22 protein-coding genes are annotated in these 23,616 nt (G+C 60.5%); 9 read left to right on the top strand and 13 right to left on the bottom strand.

What is annotated here, in order from left to right; all coding sequences use genetic code 11:
* Positions 1–89: 89 nt before the first annotated feature.
* The 6 genes from dinG to PSEBG33_RS19815 all read left to right on the top strand — a co-directional run bounded on the left by dinG (position 90) and on the right by PSEBG33_RS19815 (position 8,540).
* Entirely contained in the window at positions 90–2,234 is a 2,145-nt protein-coding gene (gene dinG / locus PSEBG33_RS19840; RefSeq protein WP_005785803.1) for an ATP-dependent DNA helicase DinG, read from the top strand.
* Positions 2,235–2,322: 88 nt separating this feature from the next.
* Entirely contained in the window at positions 2,323–4,620 is a 2,298-nt protein-coding gene (locus PSEBG33_RS19835) for a beta-galactosidase (protein WP_005785804.1), read from the top strand.
* An 82-nt stretch (positions 4,621–4,702) separates the two neighbouring features.
* On the top strand, positions 4,703–5,848 hold the full coding sequence (locus tag PSEBG33_RS19830) for an EstA family serine hydrolase (RefSeq protein WP_005785806.1): 1,146 nt from the start codon (positions 4,703–4,705) through the stop codon (positions 5,846–5,848).
* A gap of 142 nt (positions 5,849–5,990) precedes the next feature.
* Entirely contained in the window at positions 5,991–7,136 is a 1,146-nt protein-coding gene (locus PSEBG33_RS19825) for an OmpA family protein (RefSeq protein ID WP_005785808.1), read from the top strand.
* A gap of 27 nt (positions 7,137–7,163) precedes the next feature.
* A complete protein-coding gene (gene pdxH / locus PSEBG33_RS19820; RefSeq protein ID WP_005785810.1) occupies positions 7,164–7,811 on the top strand; it encodes a pyridoxamine 5'-phosphate oxidase in 648 nt (215 codons plus the stop codon).
* A gap of 264 nt (positions 7,812–8,075) precedes the next feature.
* Positions 8,076–8,540 carry a glycine zipper 2TM domain-containing protein gene (locus tag PSEBG33_RS19815; RefSeq protein ID WP_003189251.1) on the top strand — a complete coding sequence of 155 codons (465 nt, stop codon included), beginning with the start codon at positions 8,076–8,078 and terminating at the stop codon, positions 8,538–8,540.
* Positions 8,541–8,615: 75 nt separating this feature from the next.
* Here PSEBG33_RS19815 and nhaA read toward each other — a convergent pair whose 3' ends face one another.
* Positions 8,616–9,791: a Na+/H+ antiporter NhaA gene (gene nhaA / locus PSEBG33_RS19810; RefSeq protein WP_005785813.1), complete on the bottom strand. Its 1,176-nt coding sequence runs from the start codon at positions 9,789–9,791 to the stop codon at positions 8,616–8,618.
* Between the two features lie 215 nt (positions 9,792–10,006).
* On the opposite strand from nhaA, the gene PSEBG33_RS19805 reads away from it, so the two are divergent.
* Positions 10,007–11,101, top strand: a complete 1,095-nt coding sequence (locus PSEBG33_RS19805; RefSeq protein WP_005785814.1) for a PLP-dependent cysteine synthase family protein — start codon at positions 10,007–10,009, stop codon at positions 11,099–11,101.
* 77 nt (positions 11,102–11,178) lie between these two features.
* On the opposite strand, the gene PSEBG33_RS19800 is transcribed toward PSEBG33_RS19805, so the two are convergent.
* Both PSEBG33_RS19800 and PSEBG33_RS19795 read right to left on the bottom strand, forming a co-directional pair.
* On the bottom strand, positions 11,179–12,792 hold the full coding sequence (locus PSEBG33_RS19800; protein ID WP_005785816.1) for an NAD(P)/FAD-dependent oxidoreductase: 1,614 nt from the start codon (positions 12,790–12,792) through the stop codon (positions 11,179–11,181).
* A 106-nt stretch (positions 12,793–12,898) separates the two neighbouring features.
* On the bottom strand, positions 12,899–13,570 hold the full coding sequence (locus PSEBG33_RS19795; protein WP_005785817.1) for a COG3650 family protein: 672 nt from the start codon (positions 13,568–13,570) through the stop codon (positions 12,899–12,901).
* 135 nt (positions 13,571–13,705) lie between these two features.
* Between PSEBG33_RS19795 and PSEBG33_RS19790 the strand changes: the two genes are divergently transcribed.
* On the top strand, positions 13,706–14,095 hold the full coding sequence (locus PSEBG33_RS19790; protein ID WP_050989030.1) for a hypothetical protein: 390 nt from the start codon (positions 13,706–13,708) through the stop codon (positions 14,093–14,095).
* Between the two features lie 33 nt (positions 14,096–14,128).
* On the opposite strand, the gene PSEBG33_RS19785 is transcribed toward PSEBG33_RS19790, so the two are convergent.
* Positions 14,129–14,728, bottom strand: coding sequence for a short chain dehydrogenase (locus PSEBG33_RS19785; RefSeq protein ID WP_005785820.1), 600 nt, complete (start codon positions 14,726–14,728; stop codon positions 14,129–14,131).
* A 105-nt stretch (positions 14,729–14,833) separates the two neighbouring features.
* Here PSEBG33_RS19785 and PSEBG33_RS19780 point away from each other — a divergent pair, with 105 nt between their 5' ends.
* Positions 14,834–15,742 (top strand): LysR family transcriptional regulator, encoded by a 909-nt coding sequence (locus PSEBG33_RS19780; protein WP_005785822.1) that lies wholly within the window; start codon positions 14,834–14,836, stop codon positions 15,740–15,742.
* Here PSEBG33_RS19780 and PSEBG33_RS19775 read toward each other — a convergent pair.
* The 9 genes from PSEBG33_RS19775 to PSEBG33_RS19735 all read right to left on the bottom strand — a co-directional run bounded on the left by PSEBG33_RS19775 (position 15,739) and on the right by PSEBG33_RS19735 (position 23,428).
* On the bottom strand, positions 15,739–16,224 hold the full coding sequence (locus tag PSEBG33_RS19775; RefSeq protein ID WP_005785823.1) for a DoxX family protein: 486 nt from the start codon (positions 16,222–16,224) through the stop codon (positions 15,739–15,741). The genes PSEBG33_RS19780 and PSEBG33_RS19775 overlap by 4 nt on opposite strands.
* The gene (locus PSEBG33_RS19770) at positions 16,221–16,997 is read right to left on the bottom strand and encodes a DNA-binding domain-containing protein (RefSeq protein WP_005785825.1); all 777 of its coding nucleotides are present in this window, start codon (positions 16,995–16,997) and stop codon (positions 16,221–16,223) included. The genes PSEBG33_RS19775 and PSEBG33_RS19770 overlap by 4 nt, the downstream gene beginning before the upstream one ends.
* On the bottom strand, positions 16,994–17,872 hold the full coding sequence (locus tag PSEBG33_RS19765; protein ID WP_005785827.1) for a DUF692 domain-containing protein: 879 nt from the start codon (positions 17,870–17,872) through the stop codon (positions 16,994–16,996). Before PSEBG33_RS19765 ends, PSEBG33_RS19770 begins: the two co-directional genes overlap by 4 nt.
* Before the next feature lie 23 nt (positions 17,873–17,895).
* Positions 17,896–18,192: a DUF2282 domain-containing protein gene (locus PSEBG33_RS19760; RefSeq protein ID WP_005785829.1), complete on the bottom strand. Its 297-nt coding sequence runs from the start codon at positions 18,190–18,192 to the stop codon at positions 17,896–17,898.
* Positions 18,193–18,432: 240 nt separating this feature from the next.
* Positions 18,433–19,134, bottom strand: coding sequence for an ABC transporter ATP-binding protein (locus PSEBG33_RS19755; RefSeq protein WP_005785830.1), 702 nt, complete (start codon positions 19,132–19,134; stop codon positions 18,433–18,435).
* A 1-nt stretch (position 19,135) separates the two neighbouring features.
* Positions 19,136–19,903, bottom strand: a complete 768-nt coding sequence (gene livG / locus PSEBG33_RS19750; RefSeq protein WP_005785832.1) for a high-affinity branched-chain amino acid ABC transporter ATP-binding protein LivG — start codon at positions 19,901–19,903, stop codon at positions 19,136–19,138.
* Positions 19,900–21,153 carry a high-affinity branched-chain amino acid ABC transporter permease LivM gene (locus PSEBG33_RS19745; protein ID WP_005785833.1) on the bottom strand — a complete coding sequence of 418 codons (1,254 nt, stop codon included), beginning with the start codon at positions 21,151–21,153 and terminating at the stop codon, positions 19,900–19,902. Before PSEBG33_RS19745 ends, livG begins: the two co-directional genes overlap by 4 nt.
* A complete protein-coding gene (gene livH / locus PSEBG33_RS19740; protein WP_003193535.1) occupies positions 21,150–22,073 on the bottom strand; it encodes a high-affinity branched-chain amino acid ABC transporter permease LivH in 924 nt (307 codons plus the stop codon). The genes PSEBG33_RS19745 and livH overlap by 4 nt, the downstream gene beginning before the upstream one ends.
* A 227-nt stretch (positions 22,074–22,300) precedes the next feature.
* On the bottom strand, positions 22,301–23,428 hold the full coding sequence (locus PSEBG33_RS19735; RefSeq protein ID WP_005785839.1) for a branched-chain amino acid ABC transporter substrate-binding protein: 1,128 nt from the start codon (positions 23,426–23,428) through the stop codon (positions 22,301–22,303).
* Between the last annotated feature and the right edge of the window lie 188 nt (positions 23,429–23,616).

Raw genomic sequence — 23,616 nt, forward strand, 5'->3', positions numbered from 1 at the left:
CGTTCTGCGCGGGATTAATTAGCGGGGTATGATAGCGGCCGATCCGAACCACTGAAAATTTATCCAGCGTTTTTTGCGCCCGACTATCCATGATCAGCACTGAACTCAAAACCACGATCCAGGGCGCCTATTCGCGTTTTCTCGAAGCCAAGAGCTTGAAACCGCGCTACGGCCAACGCCTGATGATCGCCGAAGTGGCGAAAGTCCTCGGGGATATCGACACCGATGACGAAGGTCGCCGCGAGGGCGAACCCGCGGTTGTGGCCGTCGAGGCCGGCACCGGTACTGGCAAGACTGTGGCCTACAGCCTGGCCGCGATCCCCACCGCCAAGGCCGCCGGCAAGCGCCTGGTGATCGCCACCGCCACCGTCGCCCTGCAAGAGCAGATTGTCTACAAAGACTTGCCCGACCTGATGCGCAACAGCGGCCTGAGCTTTACCTTCGCCCTGGCCAAGGGCCGTGGCCGCTACATGTGTCTGTCCAAGCTCGACGTGTTGCTGCAGGAAGGCCATGCGCAAACCGCCACCGCATCGCTGTTCGAAGAAGAAGGCTTCAAGATCGAGGTCGACGAGGCCAGCCAGAAGCTGTTTACCAGCATGATCGAGAAACTGGCCGGCAACAAATGGGACGGCGACCGCGACAGCTGGCCCACCGCCCTGGAGGATTCCGACTGGGCGCGCCTGACCACCGACCACAGCCAGTGCACCAATCGCCATTGCCCCAATTTCGGCCAGTGCGCCTTCTACAAGGCCCGCGAAGGCATGGGCAAGGTGGATGTCATCGTCACCAACCACGACATGGTGCTGGCCGACCTGGCACTGGGCGGCGGCGCGGTGCTGCCCGACCCACGCGACACGCTTTATGTGTTCGACGAAGGTCACCACCTGCCGGACAAAGCCATCGGCCACTTCGCCCATTACACGCGCCTGCGTTCCACTGCCGACTGGCTGGAAACCACTGCCAAGAACCTCACCAAGTTGCTGGCCCAGCATCCGCTGCCCGGCGACCTGGGAAAGCTGATCGAGCAGGTGCCGGAGCTGGCGCGGGAGATCAAGACCCAACAGCAATTCATGTTCAGCGCCTGCGAACAGGTGGCCGACTTCAAGCCCGGCGAAGACGTCGAGGGCCGTGAGCGCCCGCGCCACCGTTTTGTCGGCGGCATGATCCCCGAGCACATGCGCGAAATGGGCATCGAGCTGAAGAAAGGCTTTTCACGCCTGACCGACTTGTTCACCCGCCTTACGGATTTGCTCAAGGAAGGCATGGACGGCGAGGTCAATATCGGCATTGCCAGCAACCAGGCCGAGGAGTGGTACCCGCTGTTCGGCAGCCTGTTGTCCCGCTCACAGGGTAACTGGGAGCTGTGGACCGCGTTCACCGTGGAAGATCCGGAAGACAACCCGCCCATGGCCCGTTGGCTTACCCTGTCGGAAAGCGGTGCGCTGTTTGATATCGAGGTCAACGCCAGCCCGATCCTCGCCGCTGAAATGCTGCGCCGCAACCTGTGGAACGTGGCCTACGGCTGCCTGGTAACGTCGGCCACGCTGACCGCCCTGGGCACCTTTGATCGCTTCCGTATGCGCGCCGGCCTGCCGAAAAAGGCCGTTACCGCTGTGGTACCGAGCCCGTTTCATCATGCCGATGCCGGTGTGCTGCGCGTACCGGACCTCAAGGCTGACCCTCGGGATGCGGCTGCCCACACGGCGGCGATCATTCGCGATCTGCCGTCACTGGTGGAAGGTTCGCGCGGCACCCTGGTGCTGTTCTCGTCGCGCAAACAGATGCAGGACGTGTTCGATGGCCTCGACCGCGACTGGCGCAAACAGGTGTTTATCCAGGGCAACCTGTCCAAGCAGGAAACCCTGAACAAGCACAAGGCGCGGGTCGACGGCGGTGATTCCAGCGTATTGTTCGGCCTGGCAAGTTTTGCCGAGGGCGTGGACTTGCCTGGCGCTTATTGCGAACACGTGGTGATCGCCAAGATCCCGTTCTCGGTGCCCGATGATCCGGTCGAGGCCGCACTGGCCGAATGGATCGAAGCCCGTGGCGGCAACCCGTTCATGGAAATCTCGGTGCCGGATGCCTCATTGAAGCTGGTGCAGGCCTGCGGGCGCTTGCTGCGCACCGAGCAAGACCGCGGCACCATCACCTTGCTTGACCGCCGCCTGGTCACCCAACGCTATGGCAAAGCTATCCTCAATGCGTTGCCGCCGTTCAGGCGCGAAATTTCTTAAACCCCCGTGGGCGAATTCGCCCACTTTGTGGTCTATCTCATCACTATCACCAGGCCATTCACCGGCCGTTTGGGAGAACCTTGTTCGTATGATTCGCACGCTGCCCGCTCTTTTTGCCTTGCTGTTCGCTGCGCCGTTGATGGCCGCGCCTGCCGGGCAACAAACGCTGTTCAACTTCGTCCGGCCTGCCGATGTGGTCAAGGTGGCGACTCAGGACGCCAGCCTGCCCCAATACAACGCCGAACAAACTCCCGAAGGCGAGGTGCTGCGCCGTATCACCTTCAACCCGGCGGCCGAGCCAAGCCTGGTGCTCAGCCCGCAATCCGGTGTGTGGGACTGGTCGCAATCGAGCGCCATGAGCCTGCGTATCCAGAGCGCGATGAACTGGGCACTGACCCTCTACGTCAAGGTGCAGAGCGCCGACGGCAAGACCCTGGTCAGCCGCATCGACTTGCCGGCCGGGCCTGCGCAGACCCTGCTGGTACCATTGCAAGCCAACTCGCCACTGAGCCAGGGCATGAAGGCTGGCCCGCCGATGCCGATGACCGTGGATGGCCAGCGCGTATTGCTGGCCGCCAGTGCCGGCGAAATCGACCGCAGCCAGGTAGTGTCGGTGACCCTGTCGATGATCAAGCCCAATGCCGCCCAAAGCATCCTGCTGGAGCGCTTTGGCGTGCAGGACAGCGAGCCGGTAATGACGGCCGCCTACAGCGAATTGGTCGACTCTTATGGCCAATCCACCCGGGCGCGCTGGCCGGAAAAGGTCAGCAGCGACGAGCAGCTCAAGGCGTCGGCTGCCAAAGAGCAGCAGCAGCTCAAAACCTGGTTGGCTGAGCGAGACAAATCCTCCCTGGACCAATACGGCGGCTGGAACAAAGGCCCGGCGTTCGATTCCAGCGGCTTTTTCCGCACAGAGAAGCGCGACGGCCGCTGGTATCTGGTGACGCCTGAAGGTCATCCGTTCTATTCACTGGGGGTCAACACCGTGGCTGCGGACAACAGCCAGACCTACGTGGCAGGGCGTGAGTGGATGTTCGCGGCGTTGCCCAAGGCCGGCGAATCCTTCGACAAGTACTACGGCAGCAGCGATAACCGCACCGGCAACGGTGCCGGCGAAGGTCGCGGCTTTGGTTCGGGGCGTTGGTATGACTTTTATGGCGCCAACCTGCAGCGCACCTACGGCGGCGAGAGTTTGGACCAGAAGCGCTGGGTGACGCACACCCTGGACCGTCTGCAAGCCTGGGGTTTCAATACCGTGGGCAACTGGAGCGACGAGGACCTGGCCACTGCCGACCGCGTGCCTTATACCCTGCCGCTGTCGATTGTGGGTGACTACGCGAGCATCAGCACCGGCACCGACTGGTGGGGCGGTATGCCCGATCCGTTCGATCCACGTTTCGCGATGGCCACCGAACGCGCCGTGGCCATCGCCGCTCGTGATCACCGCGACGATCCGTGGTTGATCGGCTTTTTTGCCGACAACGAACTGGCCTGGGCCGGTCCTGGCGACGATGCAAAATCCCGCTACGCCTTGGCTTACGGCACCCTGCGCATGACCACCGATGTCCCGGCCAAGCGCGCGTTCCTCAAGCAGCTGCGTGACAAATATCGCAACGAGGAAGGTCTGTCCAAAGCCTGGGGTATTCAACTGGCGGGTTGGGAACTGATGGAAGACCCAGGCTTCGAGCCACCGATGCCCAGCCCTGAACACCCGGAAATCGAAGCTGACTTCAAGTACTTCCAGAAGACCTTCGCCGACGCTTACTTCAAGACCATTTCCGACTCGCTGAAGTGGCACGCGCCGAACCAACTGTTGCTGGGCGGCCGTTTTGCCGTGAGCACCCCGGAAGCAGTGGCGTCGTGCGCGCAGTATTGCGATGTGTTGAGCTTCAACATGTACACCCTAAAACCCCAGGACGGTTATGACTTCGCCGCCCTGCGTGAGTTGGACAAACCGGTGTTGATCACCGAATTCAACTTCGGCTCGGCCGACCGTGGCCCGTTCTGGGGCGGCGTGACGCAATTGGCCCGCGAAGAAGATCGCGGTACGGCGTACGCCACGTTCCTCAAGCAGGCCATGGCCGAGCCATCGATTGTTGGCGTGCACTGGTTCCAGTACCTGGACCAGCCGGTCACCGGGCGTCTGCTGGATGGCGAAAATGGCCATTTCGGCCTTGTTGGCATCACCGATGTACCTTTCCAGGGCTTCGTTGACAGTGTGCGCAAGAGCAACCTGGCGGCGGTCGACCAGTTGGGCCGTGAGGCGCAAAAAGCCAAGGCGACCCGCACGGCGCGTGAAAGTGAAGGCGCCAAGCAGGGGCAGGGCGGCAAAGGCGCAGGGCAGGGCGCTGGACATGCAGGTGGGCACTCCGGCAACGGTCATTGATTCGTCGTTGACGGGTTCACAAAACCCACAATGGCTGAAAGAATGGCGGCCACTTTTCATGGTGCTTTGCGAGGGGAATCAGGTGCAGATTCAGGGTCATTACGAGCTGCAGTTCGAAGCGGTACGCGAAGCCTTTGCCGCATTGTTCGATGATCCCCAGGAGCGTGGTGCCGGGCTGTGCATCCAGGTAGGCGGGCAAACCGTCGTCGATCTATGGGCCGGTACTGCCGACAAGGACGGAGCCGAAGCCTGGCACAGCGATACCATCGTCAACCTGTTCTCCTGCACCAAGACCTTCACGGCTGTCACTGCCTTGCAACTGGTGGCCGAAGGCAAGCTCAAGCTTGATGCACCGGTGGCTGACTACTGGCCGGAATTCGCTGCGGCGGGCAAGGAGGCGATCACATTGCGCCAGTTGCTCTGCCACCAGGCCGGGCTGCCGGCCATCCGCGAAATGCTGCCTACCGAAGCCCTGTATGACTGGCAACTGATGGTTGACACCCTGGCGGCCGAGTCGCCGTGGTGGACCCCGGGCGAGGGCCATGGCTACGAGGCGATTACCTACGGCTGGCTGGTCGGCGAACTGTTGCGCCGCGCCGATGGGCGCGGGCCGGGTGAGTCGATCGTGGCACGGGTCGCACGGCCGCTGGGGCTGGACTTCCACGTTGGCCTGGCGGATGCAGAGTTTTATCGGGTGGCCCATATAGCGCGCAGCAAGGGCAATATGGGGGATGAAGCCGCGCAACGGTTACTTCAAGTAATGATGCGCGAACCGGCGGCGATGACCACACGGGCATTTGCCAATCCACCGTCTATTCTGACCAGCACTAATAAGCCCGAATGGCGGCGCATGCAGCAACCCGCGGCAAATGGTCACGGTAATGCGCGCAGCCTGGCCGGGTTTTATAGCGGTTTGTTGGACGGTAGTTTGCTGGAAAGCGACATGCTCGAACAATTGACCCGCGAACACAGTATTGGGCCGGATAAAACCTTATTGACCCAAACCCGTTTCGGCCTGGGCTGCATGTTGGATCAACCGCAGCTGCCCAATGCCACGTTCGGCCTCGGGCCACGCGCTTTCGGGCATCCCGGCGCAGGGGGCTCGGTCGGGTTTGCCGACCCTGAACATGATGTAGCGTTCGGTTTTGTGACTAATACCCTGGGCCCTTACGTACTTATGGACCCGCGTGCGCAGAAGTTGGTCGGAATATTGGCCGGTTGTCTATAAACCCCTTGCTGTTTCACAATTTTTTGTTACAAAGGCAAGTATAAAAAGATGCTGAACGACATGTTGTAACTTGAATGTTCTTTAAGCGTCTGTTTAACGGGTCATCAGGCCCCCTGGTTTTTTCTCATTTTGTGGATATCTCATGTTATCGAACAAGTCCTTGGCACTGGCGCTGTGCCTCACTATTACAGGTTGCGCACAAACTCCACAAAATGATGCCGAAGGTGGGCATTGGTGGTCATTTGGATCGGACAAGGCTGCGACCAAGGACGCAGTGACCCAAACCGACGCCAAGCCGGATGCCAAACCAGCTGCCGGCGCCAAGCCTGTTGAACCTGTCGCCGCTGCTGCTGCACCTGCTTCGCCCGCCAAGGCTGATACCGGCTACAGCTGGTGGCCGTTCTCCACCAAGAGTGCCGAAGAAAAAGCCGCCGATGCCAAGGCCGACCTGAAAGCCGACCTGAAGGCCGCAACCCCGACTTCCGACGCGGCACCTGTCGTCGCCAAGACCGACGCCGAACCCCGCTGGTGGTGGCCGTTCGAAAGCAAGCCAAAGCCGTTGGCCAAGGTCGACGTGACCAATGTGCCAATGCCTGACCCGAAAATCACCCAAGCCTGGCTGGACGACTACGAGCCACGCCTGCGCGAGGCCATCAAGGGCAGTTCGCTGCAACTGGAGCGTCGCGACAACGTGCTGGTCGTGATTGCCCCGGTAGACGGTTCCTACAACCCGAAGCGTCCGGCGATGCTGCTGCCGGTGACTTTGGGCCCGTTCACTCGTGTGGCCAAGGCCGTTGAGGCTGATCCCAAGACCGCCGTACTGGTTCTGGGCCACGTCGATGCCACCGGCAGCGCTCCTGCGAGCCAGGCGTTGAGCAAGGAGCGTGCGCAGTCCATTGCTTCGATCTTCAGCCTCAGTGGTTTGAAGCAGGACCGCTTGATGCTGCGTGGCATGGGCGACCTTATGCCGCGTGCCGCCAACGACAGCAACCAGGGGCGTGCGCTGAATCGTCGCATGGAAATCATGTTCACTCAGCGTACAACGATGCTTGCACTGCTGAGCCAGTACAATTCGGGCAAGACGCCACCGGTTGCTGAAATGGTTGCCGTGCAGAATGCTCCAGCCCCGGCACCGGCGGCAAAAGCACCAGCCAAGAAGGCTCCGGCCAAGAAAGCGGCCGCCAAGCCAGCGGCTAAAAAGGCCGCGGCCAAACCTGCTGCGAAGAAGCCGGCTGCAACCAAAGCCAAGGCTGCTGCACCCGCTTCGAACGACCAGGCGAAAAACTGAGCCGTTGAACCACAAGGATAAAGCCGCATGACCCAGGCACTGGCTGATATGCGCCGTGACTACACACGGGACGGTTTGAGCGAGGCCCAGGCCCCGGACGAGCCGTTTGCGTTGTTCCACCAATGGTTTGGCGACGCGGTGAAAACCGAACAGCCGCCGGTGGAGGCCAATGCCATGACCCTGGCGACGGTCGACCAGGACGGTCGCCCGCACTGTCGCATCCTGCTGCTCAAGGGCCTGGATGCACAGGGCTTTACCTTCTTCACCAACTACCAGAGCGCCAAGGGTGAGCAACTTGCGGCGCGGCCGTTTGCGGCCATGACGTTCTTCTGGCCGACCCTGGAACGCCAGGTGCGTATTGAAGGGCGCGTGGTCAAGGTCACCCCTGAAGAGTCGGATGCCTATTACCAGGTGCGCCCGTTGGGCAGCCGCCTCGGCGCCTGGGCATCCCCGCAGAGCAGGGTCATTCGTGACCGTGAAGAGCTGCACGATCTGCTCAAGGCCACCGAACAGCGTTTCAGCGATACCCAGCCCGATTGCCCCGAGCATTGGGGTGGGTACCGTTTGCTGCCCGAGCGCATCGAGTTCTGGCAGGGCCGCGCCAGCCGCCTGCATGATCGTCTCAACTATCGTGTGCAAGACGCCCAATGGATTCGCGAGCGCCTGGCGCCCTGAGCGTCACCTTTCGTCATCCCGCCTGAATCATGCCCCTTGCGCCGACGTCTCTATTCAGGAGATTTCGGCGCTTTTGATTGTGCGGCTACAATGATCAAGCAGTTGAGGGCGCCGTTGCGCACCACAGCCAGGCTACCGTTCGTCGTGTTTTCTGGTGCTGGCAGTCTGTACTCAGGCTGAATGAAAGCAATTTTCTGCCCGGCTTGCCGTGACAGGCGCCAAGCCACAGCGTTTAATGAATACCTGTCCTTTGGAGTTGATGCTATGCGTAAGTCCGTTTTACTAGTTGCCTGCTTTACCACCCTGTCATTGCTGTTGGGTGGCTGCGCCTCGAGTCTGACCGGCGACTCGTACTCCCGTGATGAGGCGCGTCGCGTTCAGACCGTGCGCATGGGTACCATCGAATCCCTGCGTCCGGTGAAAATCGAAGGCACCAAGACCCCAATCGGCGGCGCTGCGGGCGCAGTCATCGGCGGTGTTGGCGGCAGCGCCATCGGTGGCGGCCGTGGCAGCATCGTCACCGCTGTAATCGGCGCGGTCGCGGGCGGCCTGCTGGGCTCGGCCACCGAAGAAGGCCTGACCCGCACCCAGGGCGTGGAAATCACCGTGCGCGAAGACGACGGCAGTATGCGCGCCTACGTACAAGCCGTGCAGGAAAATGAAATCTTCCGCATTGGCGACCGCGTACGCATCATGACTGTTGACGGTACCAGCCGCGTTACTCGCTAAGCGGTAAGTAATCGGGCAAAGAAAACCCCAGCCGGGTGACCGGTTGGGGTTTTTTTATGCTGCTTTCCCAGGGGCTCAGGCTTTTTTGCGACTCGCCATCGCCGTCACCGCATACCCGATAAAGGCTGCCAGGATCGACCCGGTCAGAATCCCCATGCGGTCTTCACCGGCAAACTCGCTGGCACCCGGCACAAATGCCAGGGAGCCTACAAACAGGCTCATGGTGAAGCCGATACCGCACAGAACAGCCACGCCAAGCACCTGGCCCCAGTTGGCGCCGCTGGGCAGGGACGCGATACCAGTCTTGATCGCCAGCCAAGTGAGGCCGAACACACCGATGGTCTTGCCGATCAACAGGCCGGCGGCGATGCCCATGGGCACGGAATGGGTGAAGCTCTCCAGGCTCACGCCGGTGAGGGAAACCCCGGCATTGGCGAACGCGAACAACGGCAGGATGGCGTAGGCCACCCACGGGTGCAGGGCGTGCTCCAGGGTCAGCAGCGGTGAGGTTTCGGCGTTCCGGGTGCGCAGTGGAATGCAGAATGCCAGGGTCACACCGGCCAGTGTGGCATGCACACCGCTCTTGAGTACGCACACCCACAGGATCAGGCCGATGATCAGGTAAGGCCCAAGCTTGATCACGCCCAGGCGATTCATCGCAATCAAGGCAATCAAGCAAGCCCCCGCACCCGCCAGGGACGCGCCGGACAAGTCAGCGGAATAGAACAGTGCGATGACGATGATGGCACCGAGGTCATCAATGATTGCGAGGGTCATCAGGAACAACTTCAGCGACACCGGTACGCGCTTGCCCAGCAGTGCCAGCACGCCCAGAGCGAACGCGATATCCGTGGCCATCGGGATCGCCCAGCCGGCGAGGGCGGCCGGGTTGTCCTTGTTCAGCGCCCAGTAGATCAGCGCCGGCACCACCATGCCGCCGATGGCCGCTGCGCCGGGCAGCACAACCTGGGAAGGCTTGGAGAGGTGACCATCGAGCAGTTCGCGTTTGACCTCCAGGCCGATCAGCAGGAAAAACAGAGCCATCAGGCCGTCGTTTATCCACAGCAGTGCCGGCTTGGCGATTTTCAACGCGCCGACCTGGGCAACCACCGGTGTATCGAGAAACGCGTTGTACAGGTGCGACAACGGTGAGTTGTTGATGATCAGCGCCAACGCGGCAGCGGCGATCAACAACAGACCACTGGCGGCTTCCAGCTGGAAGAAACGAGTAAAAGTGCTACGCAGAGGCAAGGGATGCTCTCCATTTGAGGTTCAATAGGTGGGTACCCTAACCCGTACAGTTAGTTGTTAAAACAAAAGTTATATTCTTATTTGTTATAAGAGATGAGCCGGGTTACCAATGCGTCAAAGACTAGCAATTGTGTGTCCAATTGAGTCGGCACTGTATCTGTGTCAAGTGTAGGAAACATCTTAAGATCAAGGCTGAAAACCTTAGAGAACCTACCATGAGCGACCACTGTACCTGGGCCCGCGAAGCCATTCGCATCATTGAAGCGGACTTCCAGCGGAGCGCCGACACCCACCTGATCCCGTTGCCGTTACCGGGGTTGCCCGGCATCGAGTTGTACTTCAAGGACGAGTCCAGCCACCCCACAGGCAGCCTGAAACACCGGCTGGCCCGCTCGCTGTTTTTGTACGCGCTGTGCAATGGCTGGCTCAAGCCGGGCGCCCCGGTGATCGAAGCGTCCAGCGGTTCCACAGCCATCTCTGAAGCCTACTTCGCTCGCCTGTTGGGGTTGCCGTTCATTGCCGTCATGCCGGCCACCACCTCCCAGGAAAAGATCGCCCAGATCGCCTTCTACGGTGGCAAGAGCCATCTGGTTCAGGATCCGACGCAGATCTACGCCGAATCCGAACGCCTGGCCCAGGAAAGTGGTGGTCACTTCATGGACCAGTTCACCTACGCCGAGCGTGCTACCGACTGGCGCGCAAACAACAACATTGCCGAATCGATCTTCCAGCAGATGCGCTTTGAGGAGCACCCGGAGCCCAGTTGGTTGATTTCCAGCCCCGGCACTGGCGGCACCACCGCGACACTGGGCCGCTACGTACGTTATCGCCAGCATTGCACCCGCGTGCTGTGTGCCGATGCCGAGCGCTCGGTGTTTTTCGACTTCTACCAGAGCGGCGACGCCAGCCTGCGCCTGGAGTGTGGTTCGCGAATCGAAGGGATTGGTCGCCCGCGTGTCGAGGCGTCGTTTCTGCCGGCGGTGATTGATGCGATGGTCAAGGTGCCAGACGCCTTGTCATTGGCGGCCATGCATTACCTGGCTGGGCGTTTGGGACGACGGGTCGGCGGTTCCAGCGGGACCAACCTGATCGGCGCGTTGGTGGCTGCGCACCAGATGAAAGCGGCGGGAGAGTCAGGCTCGATCGTAGCGATCTTGTGTGATGGCGGCGAGCGTTATGCCACCACCTATTACGATCAGGCGTGGTTGGCGGGGCAGGGGTATGAGCTGGATGGGTTGGTTGCGGCAGTGGCTGCGAGCGTAGAGCAGGGCGAGTCTCTACCGACCAGTATCCTGCGCGCCAACATCTGACCGGGCGCAAATCAAAATGTGGGAGGGAGCAAGTCGAATCGTCGCACCGCCCCTCCGACATTTTTACTGCAGTGTTCTCAGGCTTCGATACCCAACATATCCCGCGCCAACGCCTCGGCAATCCGAATCCCGTCGACACCTGCCGACAGAATCCCACCGGCGTAACCCGCGCCTTCCCCGGCCGGGAACAGGCCTTTGACGTTCAGGCTCTGCATCGACTCATTGCGGGTAATGCGCAAGGGTGACGAAGTGCGAGTCTCGATGCCGGTCAACACTGCATCGTGCAGCGAATAGCCTTTGATCTGCTTTTCGAACGCCGGCAACGCTTCGCGGATGGCTTCGATGGCGAAGTCCGGCAAGGCCAGGGCCAGGTCGCCCAGGGACACGCCGGGCTTGTAGGACGGCTCCACACTGCCGATGGCGGTGGAAGGTTTGCCGGCGATAAAGTCACCCACCAGTTGCGCGGGCGCCTCGTAGTTGCTGCCGCCGAGGATGTAGGCGTGGGACTCCAGGCGCTCCTGCAACTCGATACCGGCCAGCGGGCCGCCCGGGTAATCCACCTCGGGGGTGATGCCGACCACGATGCCGGAGTTGGCGTTGCGTTCGTTACGCGAATACTGACTCATGCCGTTTGTCACGACGCGGTTCGGTTCTGAGGTCGCAGCCACCACGGTACCGCCAGGGCACATGCAGAAACTGTAGACCGAGCGGCCATTCTTGGCGTGGTGCACCAGCTTGTAGTCCGCTGCGCCCAGTTTCGGATGGCCTGCGTATTTGCCCAGACGTGCGGCGTCGATCAGCGACTGCGGGTGTTCGATACGGAAACCCACCGAGAACGGCTTGGCCTCCATGTACACGCCGCGCTCATGGAGCATACGGAAGGTGTCACGGGCGCTGTGGCCCAGGGCAAGAATCACGTGCCTGGAAAGGATCTGCTCGCCGCCGTCGATGACCACGCCGTTCAACTGCCCGTCTTCGATCAACACATCCGTGACGCGTTGTTCAAAGCGCACTTCACCGCCCAGGGCGATGATTTGCTCGCGCATGTTCTCCACGACGCCGGTCAGGCGGAAAGTGCCGATATGCGGCTTGCTGACATAGAGGATCTCTTCCGGTGCACCGGCCTTGACGAACTCGTGCAGCACTTTGCGTCCGTGGAATTTCGGGTCCTTGATCTGGCTGTACAGCTTGCCGTCGGAGAAGGTCCCGGCACCGCCTTCACCGAACTGCACGTTGGACTCGGGGTTGAGCACGCTTTTACGCCACAGGCCCCAGGTGTCCTTGGTGCGTTGGCGCACTTCCTTGCCGCGTTCGAGGATGATCGGCTTGAAGCCCATCTGCGCCAGCAGCAGCCCGGCGAAGATCCCGCAGGGACCAAACCCCACCACGATTGGCCGTTCAACCAAGCCAGCCGGCGCCTGGCCCACGACCTTGTAGCTGACATCCGGCGCGGGATTGACGTTGCGGTCATCGGCAAACTTGAGCAGCAGGGCGGCTTCGCCCTTGACGTTCAGGTCGACGGTGTAGATGAAGCACAGCTCCGACGACTTTTTACGGGCGTCGTAGCTGCGTTTGAACAGGGTGAAATCGAGCAGGTCATCACTGGCGATGCCCAGGCGCTGCACGATGGCAGGCCGCAGGTCTTCTTCGGGATGGTCGATGGGCAGCTTGAGTTCGGTGATTCGTAACATGACAGGATCCGGTAGGCGGCGGGCAAGGAGGCCGGCTGTTTTGCAAACCGGCGATTATAAGCCCCAAAGGCGGTTTTCCGTCAGGTTAAAACAGCCCAAGGCACAATCAGTCGTCCCGGGAGCCGCCAAACGCCGCGCAGCCACGCTGCACCTGGCCGTTCACCCGCAACTCGGCGCTCATGTGTTGCAGGCTGCCGCTCACGCTGTCGACGCAGCGCTGGGGCGCCACCCACAGTTCGATGTGCTGGTTATTGGCTTCGGTCATCAGGTTGAAGCGCCCATCGCCCAGTTGTTCTTCGACGTAGGGCACCGCCAGCGGTGGCTGGCCTTCGCGTTCCAGCACCATGCCCTTGGCTGTGACATTCATTGCCCAGGCCGGCTTATGGCCGTTGGCGCGCAGGATCATGCGCTTGAAGTCCGGATCGTCGCAGGCTGAGGTCGAGCGCTCTACGCGATAGAGTTGTTGCAGGTCGAGCGAACCCTGGGTGCCGCTGGCAACCCCGGAAAACTTGCCGCGCAGGTCGGCAAACAAAGCGCCTTGCTGGCCGGCCAGGGACGCGGCTTCCTGCAGGATGCTGGTGCCGCCGGTGTCGTTGACCACATAGTTGCGTTTGTCGCCGCACGGTTGGAACAACAATTTGCCCTCCACAGCGGTCAACTCACCCTGCATACGGGTCAGCCCGGCAGTAGACGGTTTGGCCGGCTCGCTCTCGAACATCTGGCAAGCGGTGAACAGGGGCAGCAGGGCAAGCAGTGCAAGAGTACGAGCGGCGCGCATTGATCGGGTCTCCAAAACAAGTGCCGCCACGTTACGCAGCCTCGCGTCGCACCACAAGTCTGTAAACGGCTCGAAACCAATACCTGCGGCATACGTCAGCCTTTAAGCCTTTACTGATGCAAGGACGGGAGCGGTATGCAAGGGTTGATGACTTTGCCTGGGAGAGTTGCGATGACAAATAAATGGAGCGCGTATGGACTGCTGTTTGCCAGCGTTTCGGTGTTTGCTGAGGACGCCGCGAGGTTGGAGTATTCGTCGGCTAATGACTTCACCGAGATCTCGCTTGAACTCAAGAGTATCCACAATCTGAATGCGGATACCGTATCGGCCAGCATTACGTTAAGCGAAGAGGCCAAGGCGCGTACCACAGCCATTACCACGCTGACCTACGGAAAGCAGATGACGCTTTATATCGATGGTCGCCGTTTATACACCAGCCACGTTCAAGGGATTATGGGGGGCAGCTTAAGAGTAGCCGTGCCCAAAGACTTGGCTGCGCAGTGGGCAACTCGGTACCTGCACTAAAGGTGGCAGGTACCGAGAACCTTCTTTGGCAGGTCAGCCCACGATAAAGGTCTGCCCTGTCTGCAAGCCCTCGACACTCTTCGCGTAGGCCAACGCCACATCTGCACCAGGCACCGGTTTGTACCCACGAAAGTATGGAGCGTAGCTGCCCATGGCTTCCAGCAGCACTGTCGGGCTCACCGAATTGACACGCAAGCCCCGTGGCAACTCGATTGCCGCGGCTTTGACAAAGGCATCCAGCGCGCCGTTGACCAGCGCGGCCGAGGCACCGGTACGGATCGGGTCGCGGTTGAGAATGCCGCTGGTGAACGTAAACGAGGCACCGTCATTGGCGTATTCGCGCCCGATCAGCAGCAGATTGACCTGGCCCATCAGCTTGTCACGCAGACCCAGTTCGAAATCGCTGTCGCTCATCTCTCCCAGAGCCACGAAGTTCACACTGCCTGCGGCGCAGATCAGGGCGTCGAACTTGCCGGTCTGCTTGAACAGCCTGCGTATCGAGGCGCTATCGCTGATGTCCACCTGGAAGTCGCCGCTGGTACGGCCGATGCTGATCACTTCGTGGCGTTGCGCCAACTCTGCCTTGACCGCTGAACCTATGGTGCCGCTGGCACCAATCAATAGGATTTTCATCGTGCTGTTCCTCCAGGGGGTTAACTGAAGGTCCAGTCTAGTGTGGCTTTTCAGGCGAATAAACGCGCTAATAGGCAACCTTTGGTTTTCAAATGGAAACAATCCATGAGCGAAATGGATGATCTGGCAGCCTTTGCTGTGCTGATCGAAGCGGGCAGTTTCACCGTGGCGGCCGAACAGCTGGGCTGCAGCAAAGGGCAGTTGTCCAAGCGCATCAGCCAGTTGGAAGCGCAGTTTGCCGTGGTGCTGTTGCACCGCACCACCCGCAAGCTCAGCCTCACCGCGGCCGGCGCGGCGTTGCTGCCCCAGGCACAAGCGCTGGTGGTACAGGTAGAACGCGCGCGGCAGGCGTTGGCGCGGCTCAAAGATGATTTGGCCGGCCCTGTGCGTATGACCGTTCCGGTGTCGCTGGGCGAAACCTTCTTCGATGGCTTGTTGCTGGAGTTTTCCCGGCAATATCCGCAGGTGCAGATCGAGCTGGAGCTTAACAACAGCTACCGAGACTTGGCGCGCGATGGCTTTGACTTGGGCGTGCGCGCGGCTGCCATCGAAAATGAACGCCTGGTCGCCAAGCCTTTACTGGCCTGGCACGAGGTGACCTGCGCCAGCCCGGCGTATCTGGAGCAGCATGGCGAACCGCTGACCCCGGCGGACCTGTCGACGCACAGCTGCTTGCTCAACAGTCACTACAGCGGTCGTGAGGAGTGGTTGTATCACCAGCAGCATGAATTACTGCGAGTGCGGGTGAGCGGCACGTTTGCCTCCAACCATTACAACCTGCTGAAAAAAGCCGCCCTGGTGGGCGCCGGAATCGCCCGCCTGCCGTCCTACGTGTTGCCGACGGAGTTGGCCGAGGGGCGATTGCGCTGGATCCTGCGCGACTATCAGACACGCCGAATGCCGATGTACCTGGTCCATCCCTACCAGGGGGGGCTGCCGAGGCGCACCCAGGTGCTGGCCGATTACCTGGTGGATTGGTTCCGGCGCAGCGGCGAGGCGCTGGATCGGCTTTAACGCAAGCGACGGGCAATCAGGTGGTCGATGGACAAGCAGCCCGGCCCCTTGGCGAGCAACAGCAACAACAGCGCGAGCCAGGTGCCGTGCGTGGGGTAGGCGTCAGGGTAGACGAACAACTGAATGGTCAAGGTCATGCCGATCAGGGCCAGGGCCGAAAAGCGTGTGGCAAACCCCAGCAGGATCAATACCGGGAAAAAGTGCTCGGCAAAGGTTGCCAGGTACGCGGCCACCTCCGGTGGCACCAGGGGCAACCGATATTCGCTGCGAAACAACCAGAGTGTCGAGGCGGCGAGCTTGGGTTCACCGACTTGGAATGTGCCGCTGATCACATCAATGGCAAAGCCTTCGACCTTGGTCTGCCCGGACTTCCAGAACACTGCGGCAATGGAGAAGCGCGCAATAAACGCGATCAGGCTGTAGGGGATTTTTTCAAACAGTGCGATGGTTCGCTTTACCAGGCACGGAGCGGGAGTGTTCATGGCGATACCTTGGGTGGCAGATGCAAATGAGTAATGGCGTCGTGGCTGATCAGCAGCGTGAGACATTGGTGCAAGTCGAATTCGGCTGAGGCTTCAAGGGCGTCAGCGATGGCCAACTCCAGCCCGGCGCCTTGGTTGAGGCGGTTGATAAACGTCACCGAGCCGCTGTCGATGGCGAACACCTTGACCGCCAACCCGTGGCGCAGGACCAGCGCGCCTTGGGCGTACCAGGGGTTCAAGGTGGCGATAACCCCGTCGGTCTGGTGCGCAGCCCAAACAGACACGATCGCGTAGGGAGATTCCAATGTTTCGAGGGATGGATGCAGTCGCACCCGCAATTGCCCCAGCTGCGCGCAGCCTTGCAGTTGCTGGAGCACGCTGTGCTGATCCAGCGCCTGGCGATCCGCCGCGTGATAAGCCCGAACCCGCAGGCGCTCCAGCCGAGCGATATCTGCCAGGTATGGCACGCTTGAGGCCGGTTCGAAGCGCTGGATAAACGCTGCCAACGTGCTGCCGTATTCGCTGATCAAAGGGCTGGTGGGCGGGTGAGCCTGGACATACAGGCTGGCCATGGCGTGGAAAAACTCATCGTCAACCAGTTGCCGCGTCACCGGATAGGCGGCGACGAGCGCATTTATCAACGCGCTGTGGACATTATTGCGATACACCGCGAAGCGACTCGCCGGGTCGGCCCCGTTGCTGCTGAACACCTCCTCGGGGCAGGTTGCGTCCGGCGTCAGCAGCGCGTGGGCGAATGCCTGTTGAAGGCTCATCGGGCCACCTGCGACAAATAGCTTTCAGCCTGCCGGGCTTCGGCCTGCAATACGCTAAAGGGCGGCACCTGGTTATCCCGCTCGATCAACGTGGCCACCGGACCGGTCCGCGCCAGCACGTGCTCGTACAGTTGCCACACGGCGTTATCGATAGGCGCGCCGTGGTCATCGATCAGCAGGCGGTCGCCCAGGCTGTCTGTGTCTTCGGCAAAGCCGGCCAGATGAATCTCCCCCACTGCGTGCAAGGGCAGGGCGTCGATGTAGGCCGATGGATCGCGCTGGTGATTGATGCAGGATACGTAGACGTTGTTGACGTCGAGCAGCAGGCCGCAACCGGTACGGCGGATGACTTCGCTGATGAAGTCGGTTTCATCCAGGGTAGAGCGCTGGAACTGCAGGTAGGTCGAGGGATTCTCCAGCAGCATCGGCCGCTTGAGCGTGCTCTGCACCTGGTCAACATGCGCACATACTCGGCTCAGGGTGGTGGCGTCGTAAGCCAGCGGCAGCAAGTCGTTGAGAAACACCGGGCCGTGGCTGGACCAGGCCAGGTGTTCGGAAAAAGACTGGGGTTGATAGCGCTCGATCAACGTCGCCAAGCGTGCCAGGTGTTCGCGATCCAGGGCACCTTCGCCGCCGATGGACAGGCCCACGCCGTGCAACGACAGCGGGTACTGCTCGCGGATCAATCCCAGGTAGTGATGAAACGGGCCGCCGGCCACCATGTAGTTTTCGGCGTGTACTTCAAAAAAACCGATATCGGGGCCGGTCTCAAGCACTTGGGTAAAGTGCTCGGTCCTCAACCCCAGCCCAGCCCGCAAGGGCAGGCCGGGCACCTGAGTCGGTGAGACCGTATAAGGGGATGTAGGCGTCATCATCAGTACTCAGGCTGCACGAGGTTTCAGGATTTGGCAGTGAATTCGGTTTCCTGGCCGAAGCCGGTCGGCGAGGTGGTGCTTGGGGTCTTGGTGCAGGTACCGGCGGGGACCAGCTTCCAGGCATTGGCCTGGTCCTGGGTTTTGGAGGTGCCGGCGCAAGAGGTGCCAGCGCCTGCGGCGCAATCGTTCTTGCCGGCTTCAGCCACGCCGAAGCATTTCTGCATGTCATCGGCTGCTTGGGCAGTGGTGCTCAGGGCGGACAGGCTCAGGGCCGAACCCAGGGCGAGGACGAGGGTGGCGGCGGACAGTTTGGTGGTCATGGTGTGTCTCCAGCAGTGGTTGAATGCGCAGGCTTGATTGCCTGCTTGCACCACTAGAGGGAGGGGGATTGAGTTCGTTACAAAATCAGTCGAAAAAACTTCAAATTTATGCAAAACAAAATGTGGGAGGGGGCTTGCTCCCGATGACAGTGTGTCAGGCACAGGACATGTGACTGATATACCGTTATCGGGGGCAAGCCCCCTCCCACATTTAGATCCAGTTTACTCAGTAACCGGGTCTTAACCTCCCAGATATGCCTCGCGCACTTTCGGATCGGTCAGCAGTTGCTCGCCAGTGCCCTGCATCACCACCCGGCCGTTTTCCAGCACGTAGGCCCGGTCAGCGATTTTCAATGCCTGGTTGGCGTTTTGCTCCACCAAAAACACCGTCACCCCATCTTTGCGCAGCTGTTCAATGATATCGAAGATCTGCTGGATGATGATCGGTGCCAGGCCCAGGGAGGGCTCGTCCAGCAGCAACAGCTTGGGCTTGCTCATCAGCGCCCGGCCGATGGCGAGCATTTGCTGCTCGCCGCCCGACATGGTGCCGCCGCGCTGGCTGAAGCGTTCCTTGAGGCGGGGGAACAGGTGCAGCACCTTGTCCATCTGCTCCTGGTAGTCGCCCTTGTCGGTAAAGAACCCGCCCATGGCCAGGTTCTCTTCCACGGTCAGGCGCGAGAACACGCGGCGGCCTTCCGGTACCACCGCAATGCTCTTGCGCATGATTTCGGCGCAGTGCCTGCCCACCAGCTCTTCACCCATGTAGCGGATGCTGCCGCTGTAGGCTTGCGGCGAACCGCACAGGGTCATCAGCAATGTCGATTTGCCGGCACCGTTGGCGCCGATCAGGGTGACGATCTCACCCTGGCGCACTTCGACATTGACGTCGTGCAGGGCCTGGATCTTGCCGTAGAACGTGGAAACGTTTTCGAACTGCAACATTTTACGCTTCCCCCAGATAGGCTTTGATCACTTCAGGATTGTCGCGGATCTGCTCCGGCGTGCCGTCGGCCAGCGGCGTGCCCTGGTTGATCACTACAATATGGTCGGAAATGCTCATGACCAGTTTCATGTCGTGTTCGATCAACAGCACCGTGGCGTTGTTTTCCTCACGCAGCACGCTGATCAGCGCCTTGAGGTCTTCGGTTTCCTTGGGGTTCAGGCCCGCGGCAGGTTCGTCGAGCATGAGGATCCGCGGGCGGGTCATCATGCAGCGGGCGATTTCCAGGCGACGCTGCTGGCCGTAGGCGAGGGTGCCTGCCGGGCGGTTGGCAAACTCGGTCAGGTTGACCTTGTCCAGCCAGTACGCCGCGTATTCCATGGCCTCGCGCTCGCTCTTGCGGAACGCCGGGGTCTTGAACAGGCCCGCGAAGAAGTTGGTGTTCAAGTGACGATGCTGGGCGATCAACAGGTTCTCGACTGCGGTCATGTCCTTGAACAACCGCACGTTCTGGAAGGTACGCACCACGCCCTTGCGAGCGATCTCGTGACCCGCCAGGCCCTGGATCGGTTGGCCGTCCAGCAGGATGCTGCCGCCGCTCGGCTTGTAGAAGCCGGTGAGGCAGTTGAACACCGTGGTCTTGCCGGCACCGTTGGGGCCGATCAGCGCCACGACCTGTTTCTCTTTTACGGTCAGGGCCACGCCATTGACCGCCAGCAAGCCGCCGAAGCGCATGCTCAGGTTTTCGACTTTCAGGATCTCGCGGCTCATTTGCGCAGCTCCATGTGTGGACGTTGCATGGGCAGCAGGCCTTGAGGGCGCCAGATCATCATCAGCACCATCATGGCGCCGAACATCAACATGCGGTATTCGCTGAACTCACGCATCATTTCCGGCAGCAGGATCATCACGATCGCCGCCAGGATCACGCCCAGTTGCGAGCCCATGCCACCCAATACCACGATGGCGAGAATGATCGCCGACTCGATAAAGGTGAACGACTCCGGCGTCACCAGGCCCTGGCGAGCGGCGAAGAAGCTGCCGGCGAAACCGGCGAACGCGGCGCCCAGGGTGAACGCGGAGAGCTTGATGATGGTCGGGTTCAGGCCCAGGGCACGGCAGGCGATTTCATCTTCGCGCAACGCTTCCCACGCACGGCCGATGGGCATGCGCAGCAAACGGTTGATCACGAACAGTGCCGCCAGCGCCAATAGCAGCGCCACCAGGTACAGGAACACCACTTTGCTGACCGGGTTGTAGGCGATCCCGAAGTACTCGTGGAAGGTTTGCATGCCTTCGGCGGCGGTGCGGTCGAACGACAGCCCGAAGAACGTTGGCTTGGGAATGCTGCTGATACCATTGGGCCCACCGGTGATATCGGTGAGGTTACGCAGGAACAGGCGGATGATCTCACCGAAGCCCAGGGTCACGATGGCCAGGTAGTCACCGCGCAGGCGCAGCACCGGGAAGCCCAGCAGGAAGCCGAACGTCGCCGCCGCCATACCGGCCAGCGGCAGGCAGATCCAGAAGCTCCAGCCCAGGTAGTGCGAGAGCAGCGCGTAGGTGTAGGCACCCACGGCGTAGAAGCCCACATAACCCAGGTCGAGCAGGCCGGCCAGGCCCACCACGATGTTCAGGCCCAGGCCCAGCAACACGTAGATCAGGATCAGCGTCGCAATGTCGACCGCACCGCGGGAGCCGAAGAACGGCCAGATCAGCGCGGCGATAATCAGGCCAATGATGATGTAGCGCTGGGTGCGCGGCAGGGTCAGGAATTGGCTGACCTTGGGTGACACCAATGGAGCACGGTTGCCCTTGAACAAGGCACCGACCTGCTGGGTGAACAGCACGCGCAGAAACATCAGCACCGAACATAAGGCGATGACGGTCAGGGTCATGGGCCCGGTGCCGTGCACTTCCAGGTTGATGCCGACAATGCTCAGCTTGAGGCCGAGTACCGGGAAGGCCACTGCCCATACCAGCAAGGCGCTGAAAAACGCCGATTTAAGATATCTGCTCATACTTTCTCAACCTCCGGACGGCCCAGGATGCCGGTCGGACGGAACAACAGCACCAGAACCAACAGGCCGAACGCTACGACGTCCTTGTACTGGTCGCCGAAGATATCGGCGCCAAAGGCTTCGGCCACACCCAGCACCAGCCCGCCGAGCATGGCGCCCGGAATGCTGCCGATGCCGCCCAATACCGCTGCGGTAAAGGCCTTGAGGCCCACCAGGAAACCGGCGTTGGGGTTGATCACGCCGTATTGCATGCTCAGCAACACGGCCGCCACGGCCGCCAGCGCAGCACCAATGACGAAGGTCAGGGCGATGATGTTGTTGGTGTTGATGCCCAGCAGGTTGGCCATCTTGATGTCTTCGGCACAGGCCCGGCAGGCGCGCCCCAGACGGGAGCGGGAAATGAACAGGGTCAGGCCCAGCATGGCCACCAGGGTGACCACGAAAACCAGAATCTGCATGTACGAAATCAGCACTTCTTGTGCGCCACCTGGGCCGAAGGAGATGCTCCCCGGGATCAGGTTGGGAATGGACTTGTCCTTGGAGTCCTGGGACAGCAGTACGGTGTTCTGCAGGAAAATCGACATGCCGATGGCGGAAATCAGCGGGATCAAACGGTTGCTGCCACGCAAGGGACGGTAGGCAACCCGCTCGATACTGTAGCCATAGGCACTGGTCACGATGATCGATGCCAGGAACGCAGCGGTCATCAACAGCGGCAGGGAGTGGATCCCCATCATGGCCAGCCCGGCAAGGGCGATGAAGGCCACATAGGAACCAATCATGTACACCTCGCCATGGGCGAAGTTGATCATTCCAATGATGCCGTAAACCATTGTGTAGCCAATGGCTATCAAGGCATAGGTGCTGCCAATGGTCAGGCCATTAACCAGCTGTTGGAAAAAATGATAGATCTCAGGCATTACAGCGCTCCTAAAAACCCGATACGCATTTCACTGGTGGAGTCATTTCCGGCTCGGTGCCCTGTTCTGTGACCAGGTTGCACGAAGCGTTTGCCAGCGAACCGCTGGTGACGGTTTTAAGATTTTCAGGTGAGCCAGCGCCCGGATCGCGGGTGACATGGCCCATAAACCTCGTAAAACAAAGCCCACTGCTTGCACAGTGGGCTTGTTGACCAGTAACGCCTGGCTTACTGAGGGGAAACTTCGGTTTTTGGTTTACCGAAGTGCCATTCGTAGACCACGAACTTGAAGTCCTTCAGGTCGCCCTTGGCGTCGAAGCTCAGGTCGCCGGTAGGGGTCTTGAAGGTGCCGGCGTGGATGGCTTCAGCCACTTTGGCGGTGTCTTCGCTTTTCGCGGCAGCGATACCGCCGGCGATGACTTCAACCGCCGAGTACGCCGGGAACACGAACGGACCGGTCGGGTCCTGCTTGTTCTTGGTGAACTCTTCAACGATGGCTTTGTTGGCAGGGTCGGTGTCGAAGGATTTCGGCAGGGTCACCAGCAGGCCTTCGGAAGCGCCCTGGGCGATTTGCGAGATGGAGTCGTTACCGACGCCTTCCGGGCCCATGAACTTGGCGTTCAGGCCTTTTTCCTTGGCCTGGCGCAGGATCAGGCCAAGCTCAGGGTGGTAGCCGCCGTAGTAGACGAAGTCGACGTTGGCTTGCTTGAGTTTCTGGATGATCGAGGAGAAGTCCTTGTCGCCGGCGTTCAATCCTTCGAAGACGGCAACCTTGGTGCCTTTTTCTTCGAGGGTCTTTTTCACGGCGGTGGCGATGCCTTCACCGTACTGCTGCTTGTCGTGCAGTACCGCAACGATTTTCGGTTTGACGTGGTCGGCGATGTAGTTGCCGGCTGCCGGGCCTTGTGCGCTGTCCAGACCAATGGTGCGGAAAATCAGCTTGTAGCCACGGGAAGTGATTTCAGGGCTGGTGGCAGCCGGGGTAATCATGATGACGCCTTCGTCTTCATAAATATCCGACGCTGGCTGAGTGGAGCTGGAGCAGAGGTGACCGACTACGAACTTGACGCCGTCGTTGACCACTTTGTTGGCGACGGCCACGGCTTGTTTGGGATCGCAAGCGTCGTCGTATTCCTTGGCTTCAAGCATTTTGCCATCCACGCCGCCCTTGGCGTTGATGTCCTTGATGGCTTGCTTGGCACCCATGAATTGCATGTCGCCGTATTGCGTTACCGGACCGGTCTTGGGACCGGAGATGCCGATCTTGATGGTGTCAGCTGCGAACGAATGGCCGGCAACCCCAGCCAGGACCATAGCGGCAAACAGTTTGGAAATCTGCTTAGTAGCCTTATTCATAGTGCTCCACTCTTACTGTTGTATTTTTTATAGTTCTAGCGGCCTTGTGAGCTGCAGAACCGGATCAGATATCGCGGATATCCCCCCGGTATTGCCCTGGCAACTGTACCGGTACAGTGTAGAGCGCCGGTTGATCAATTGAAAAGCTGGCAACGGGGGGCAAAACCTGAGCGTGTCGCTTAAATGAA

This window comes from Pseudomonas synxantha BG33R (genome assembly GCF_000263715.2).
Lineage (GTDB): Bacteria > Pseudomonadota > Gammaproteobacteria > Pseudomonadales > Pseudomonadaceae > Aquipseudomonas > Aquipseudomonas synxantha_A.

Bases quoted from the DNA above. Each gene is read 5' to 3' on its own strand.
- dinG (WP_005785803.1), top strand. From the start codon at position 90: ATGATCAGCACTGAACTCAAAACCACGATCCAGGGCGCCTATTCGCGT.
- PSEBG33_RS19835 (WP_005785804.1), top strand. From the start codon at position 2,323: ATGATTCGCACGCTGCCCGCTCTTTTTGCCTTGCTGTTCGCTGCGCCG.
- PSEBG33_RS19825 (WP_005785808.1), top strand. From the start codon at position 5,991: ATGTTATCGAACAAGTCCTTGGCACTGGCGCTGTGCCTCACTATTACA.
- pdxH (WP_005785810.1), top strand. From the start codon at position 7,164: ATGACCCAGGCACTGGCTGATATGCGCCGTGACTACACACGGGACGGT.
- PSEBG33_RS19815 (WP_003189251.1), top strand. From the start codon at position 8,076: ATGCGTAAGTCCGTTTTACTAGTTGCCTGCTTTACCACCCTGTCATTG.
- PSEBG33_RS19805 (WP_005785814.1), top strand. From the start codon at position 10,007: ATGAGCGACCACTGTACCTGGGCCCGCGAAGCCATTCGCATCATTGAA.
- PSEBG33_RS19800 (WP_005785816.1), bottom strand. From the start codon at position 12,792: ATGTTACGAATCACCGAACTCAAGCTGCCCATCGACCATCCCGAAGAA.
- PSEBG33_RS19795 (WP_005785817.1), bottom strand. From the start codon at position 13,570: ATGCGCGCCGCTCGTACTCTTGCACTGCTTGCCCTGCTGCCCCTGTTC.
- PSEBG33_RS19790 (WP_050989030.1), top strand. From the start codon at position 13,706: ATGCAAGGGTTGATGACTTTGCCTGGGAGAGTTGCGATGACAAATAAA.
- PSEBG33_RS19785 (WP_005785820.1), bottom strand. From the start codon at position 14,728: ATGAAAATCCTATTGATTGGTGCCAGCGGCACCATAGGTTCAGCGGTC.
- PSEBG33_RS19780 (WP_005785822.1), top strand. From the start codon at position 14,834: ATGAGCGAAATGGATGATCTGGCAGCCTTTGCTGTGCTGATCGAAGCG.
- PSEBG33_RS19775 (WP_005785823.1), bottom strand. From the start codon at position 16,224: ATGAACACTCCCGCTCCGTGCCTGGTAAAGCGAACCATCGCACTGTTT.
- PSEBG33_RS19770 (WP_005785825.1), bottom strand. From the start codon at position 16,997: ATGAGCCTTCAACAGGCATTCGCCCACGCGCTGCTGACGCCGGACGCA.
- PSEBG33_RS19765 (WP_005785827.1), bottom strand. From the start codon at position 17,872: ATGATGACGCCTACATCCCCTTATACGGTCTCACCGACTCAGGTGCCC.
- PSEBG33_RS19760 (WP_005785829.1), bottom strand. From the start codon at position 18,192: ATGACCACCAAACTGTCCGCCGCCACCCTCGTCCTCGCCCTGGGTTCG.
- PSEBG33_RS19755 (WP_005785830.1), bottom strand. From the start codon at position 19,134: ATGTTGCAGTTCGAAAACGTTTCCACGTTCTACGGCAAGATCCAGGCC.
- livG (WP_005785832.1), bottom strand. From the start codon at position 19,903: ATGAGCCGCGAGATCCTGAAAGTCGAAAACCTGAGCATGCGCTTCGGC.
- PSEBG33_RS19745 (WP_005785833.1), bottom strand. From the start codon at position 21,153: ATGAGCAGATATCTTAAATCGGCGTTTTTCAGCGCCTTGCTGGTATGG.
- livH (WP_003193535.1), bottom strand. From the start codon at position 22,073: ATGCCTGAGATCTATCATTTTTTCCAACAGCTGGTTAATGGCCTGACC.
- PSEBG33_RS19735 (WP_005785839.1), bottom strand. From the start codon at position 23,428: ATGAATAAGGCTACTAAGCAGATTTCCAAACTGTTTGCCGCTATGGTC.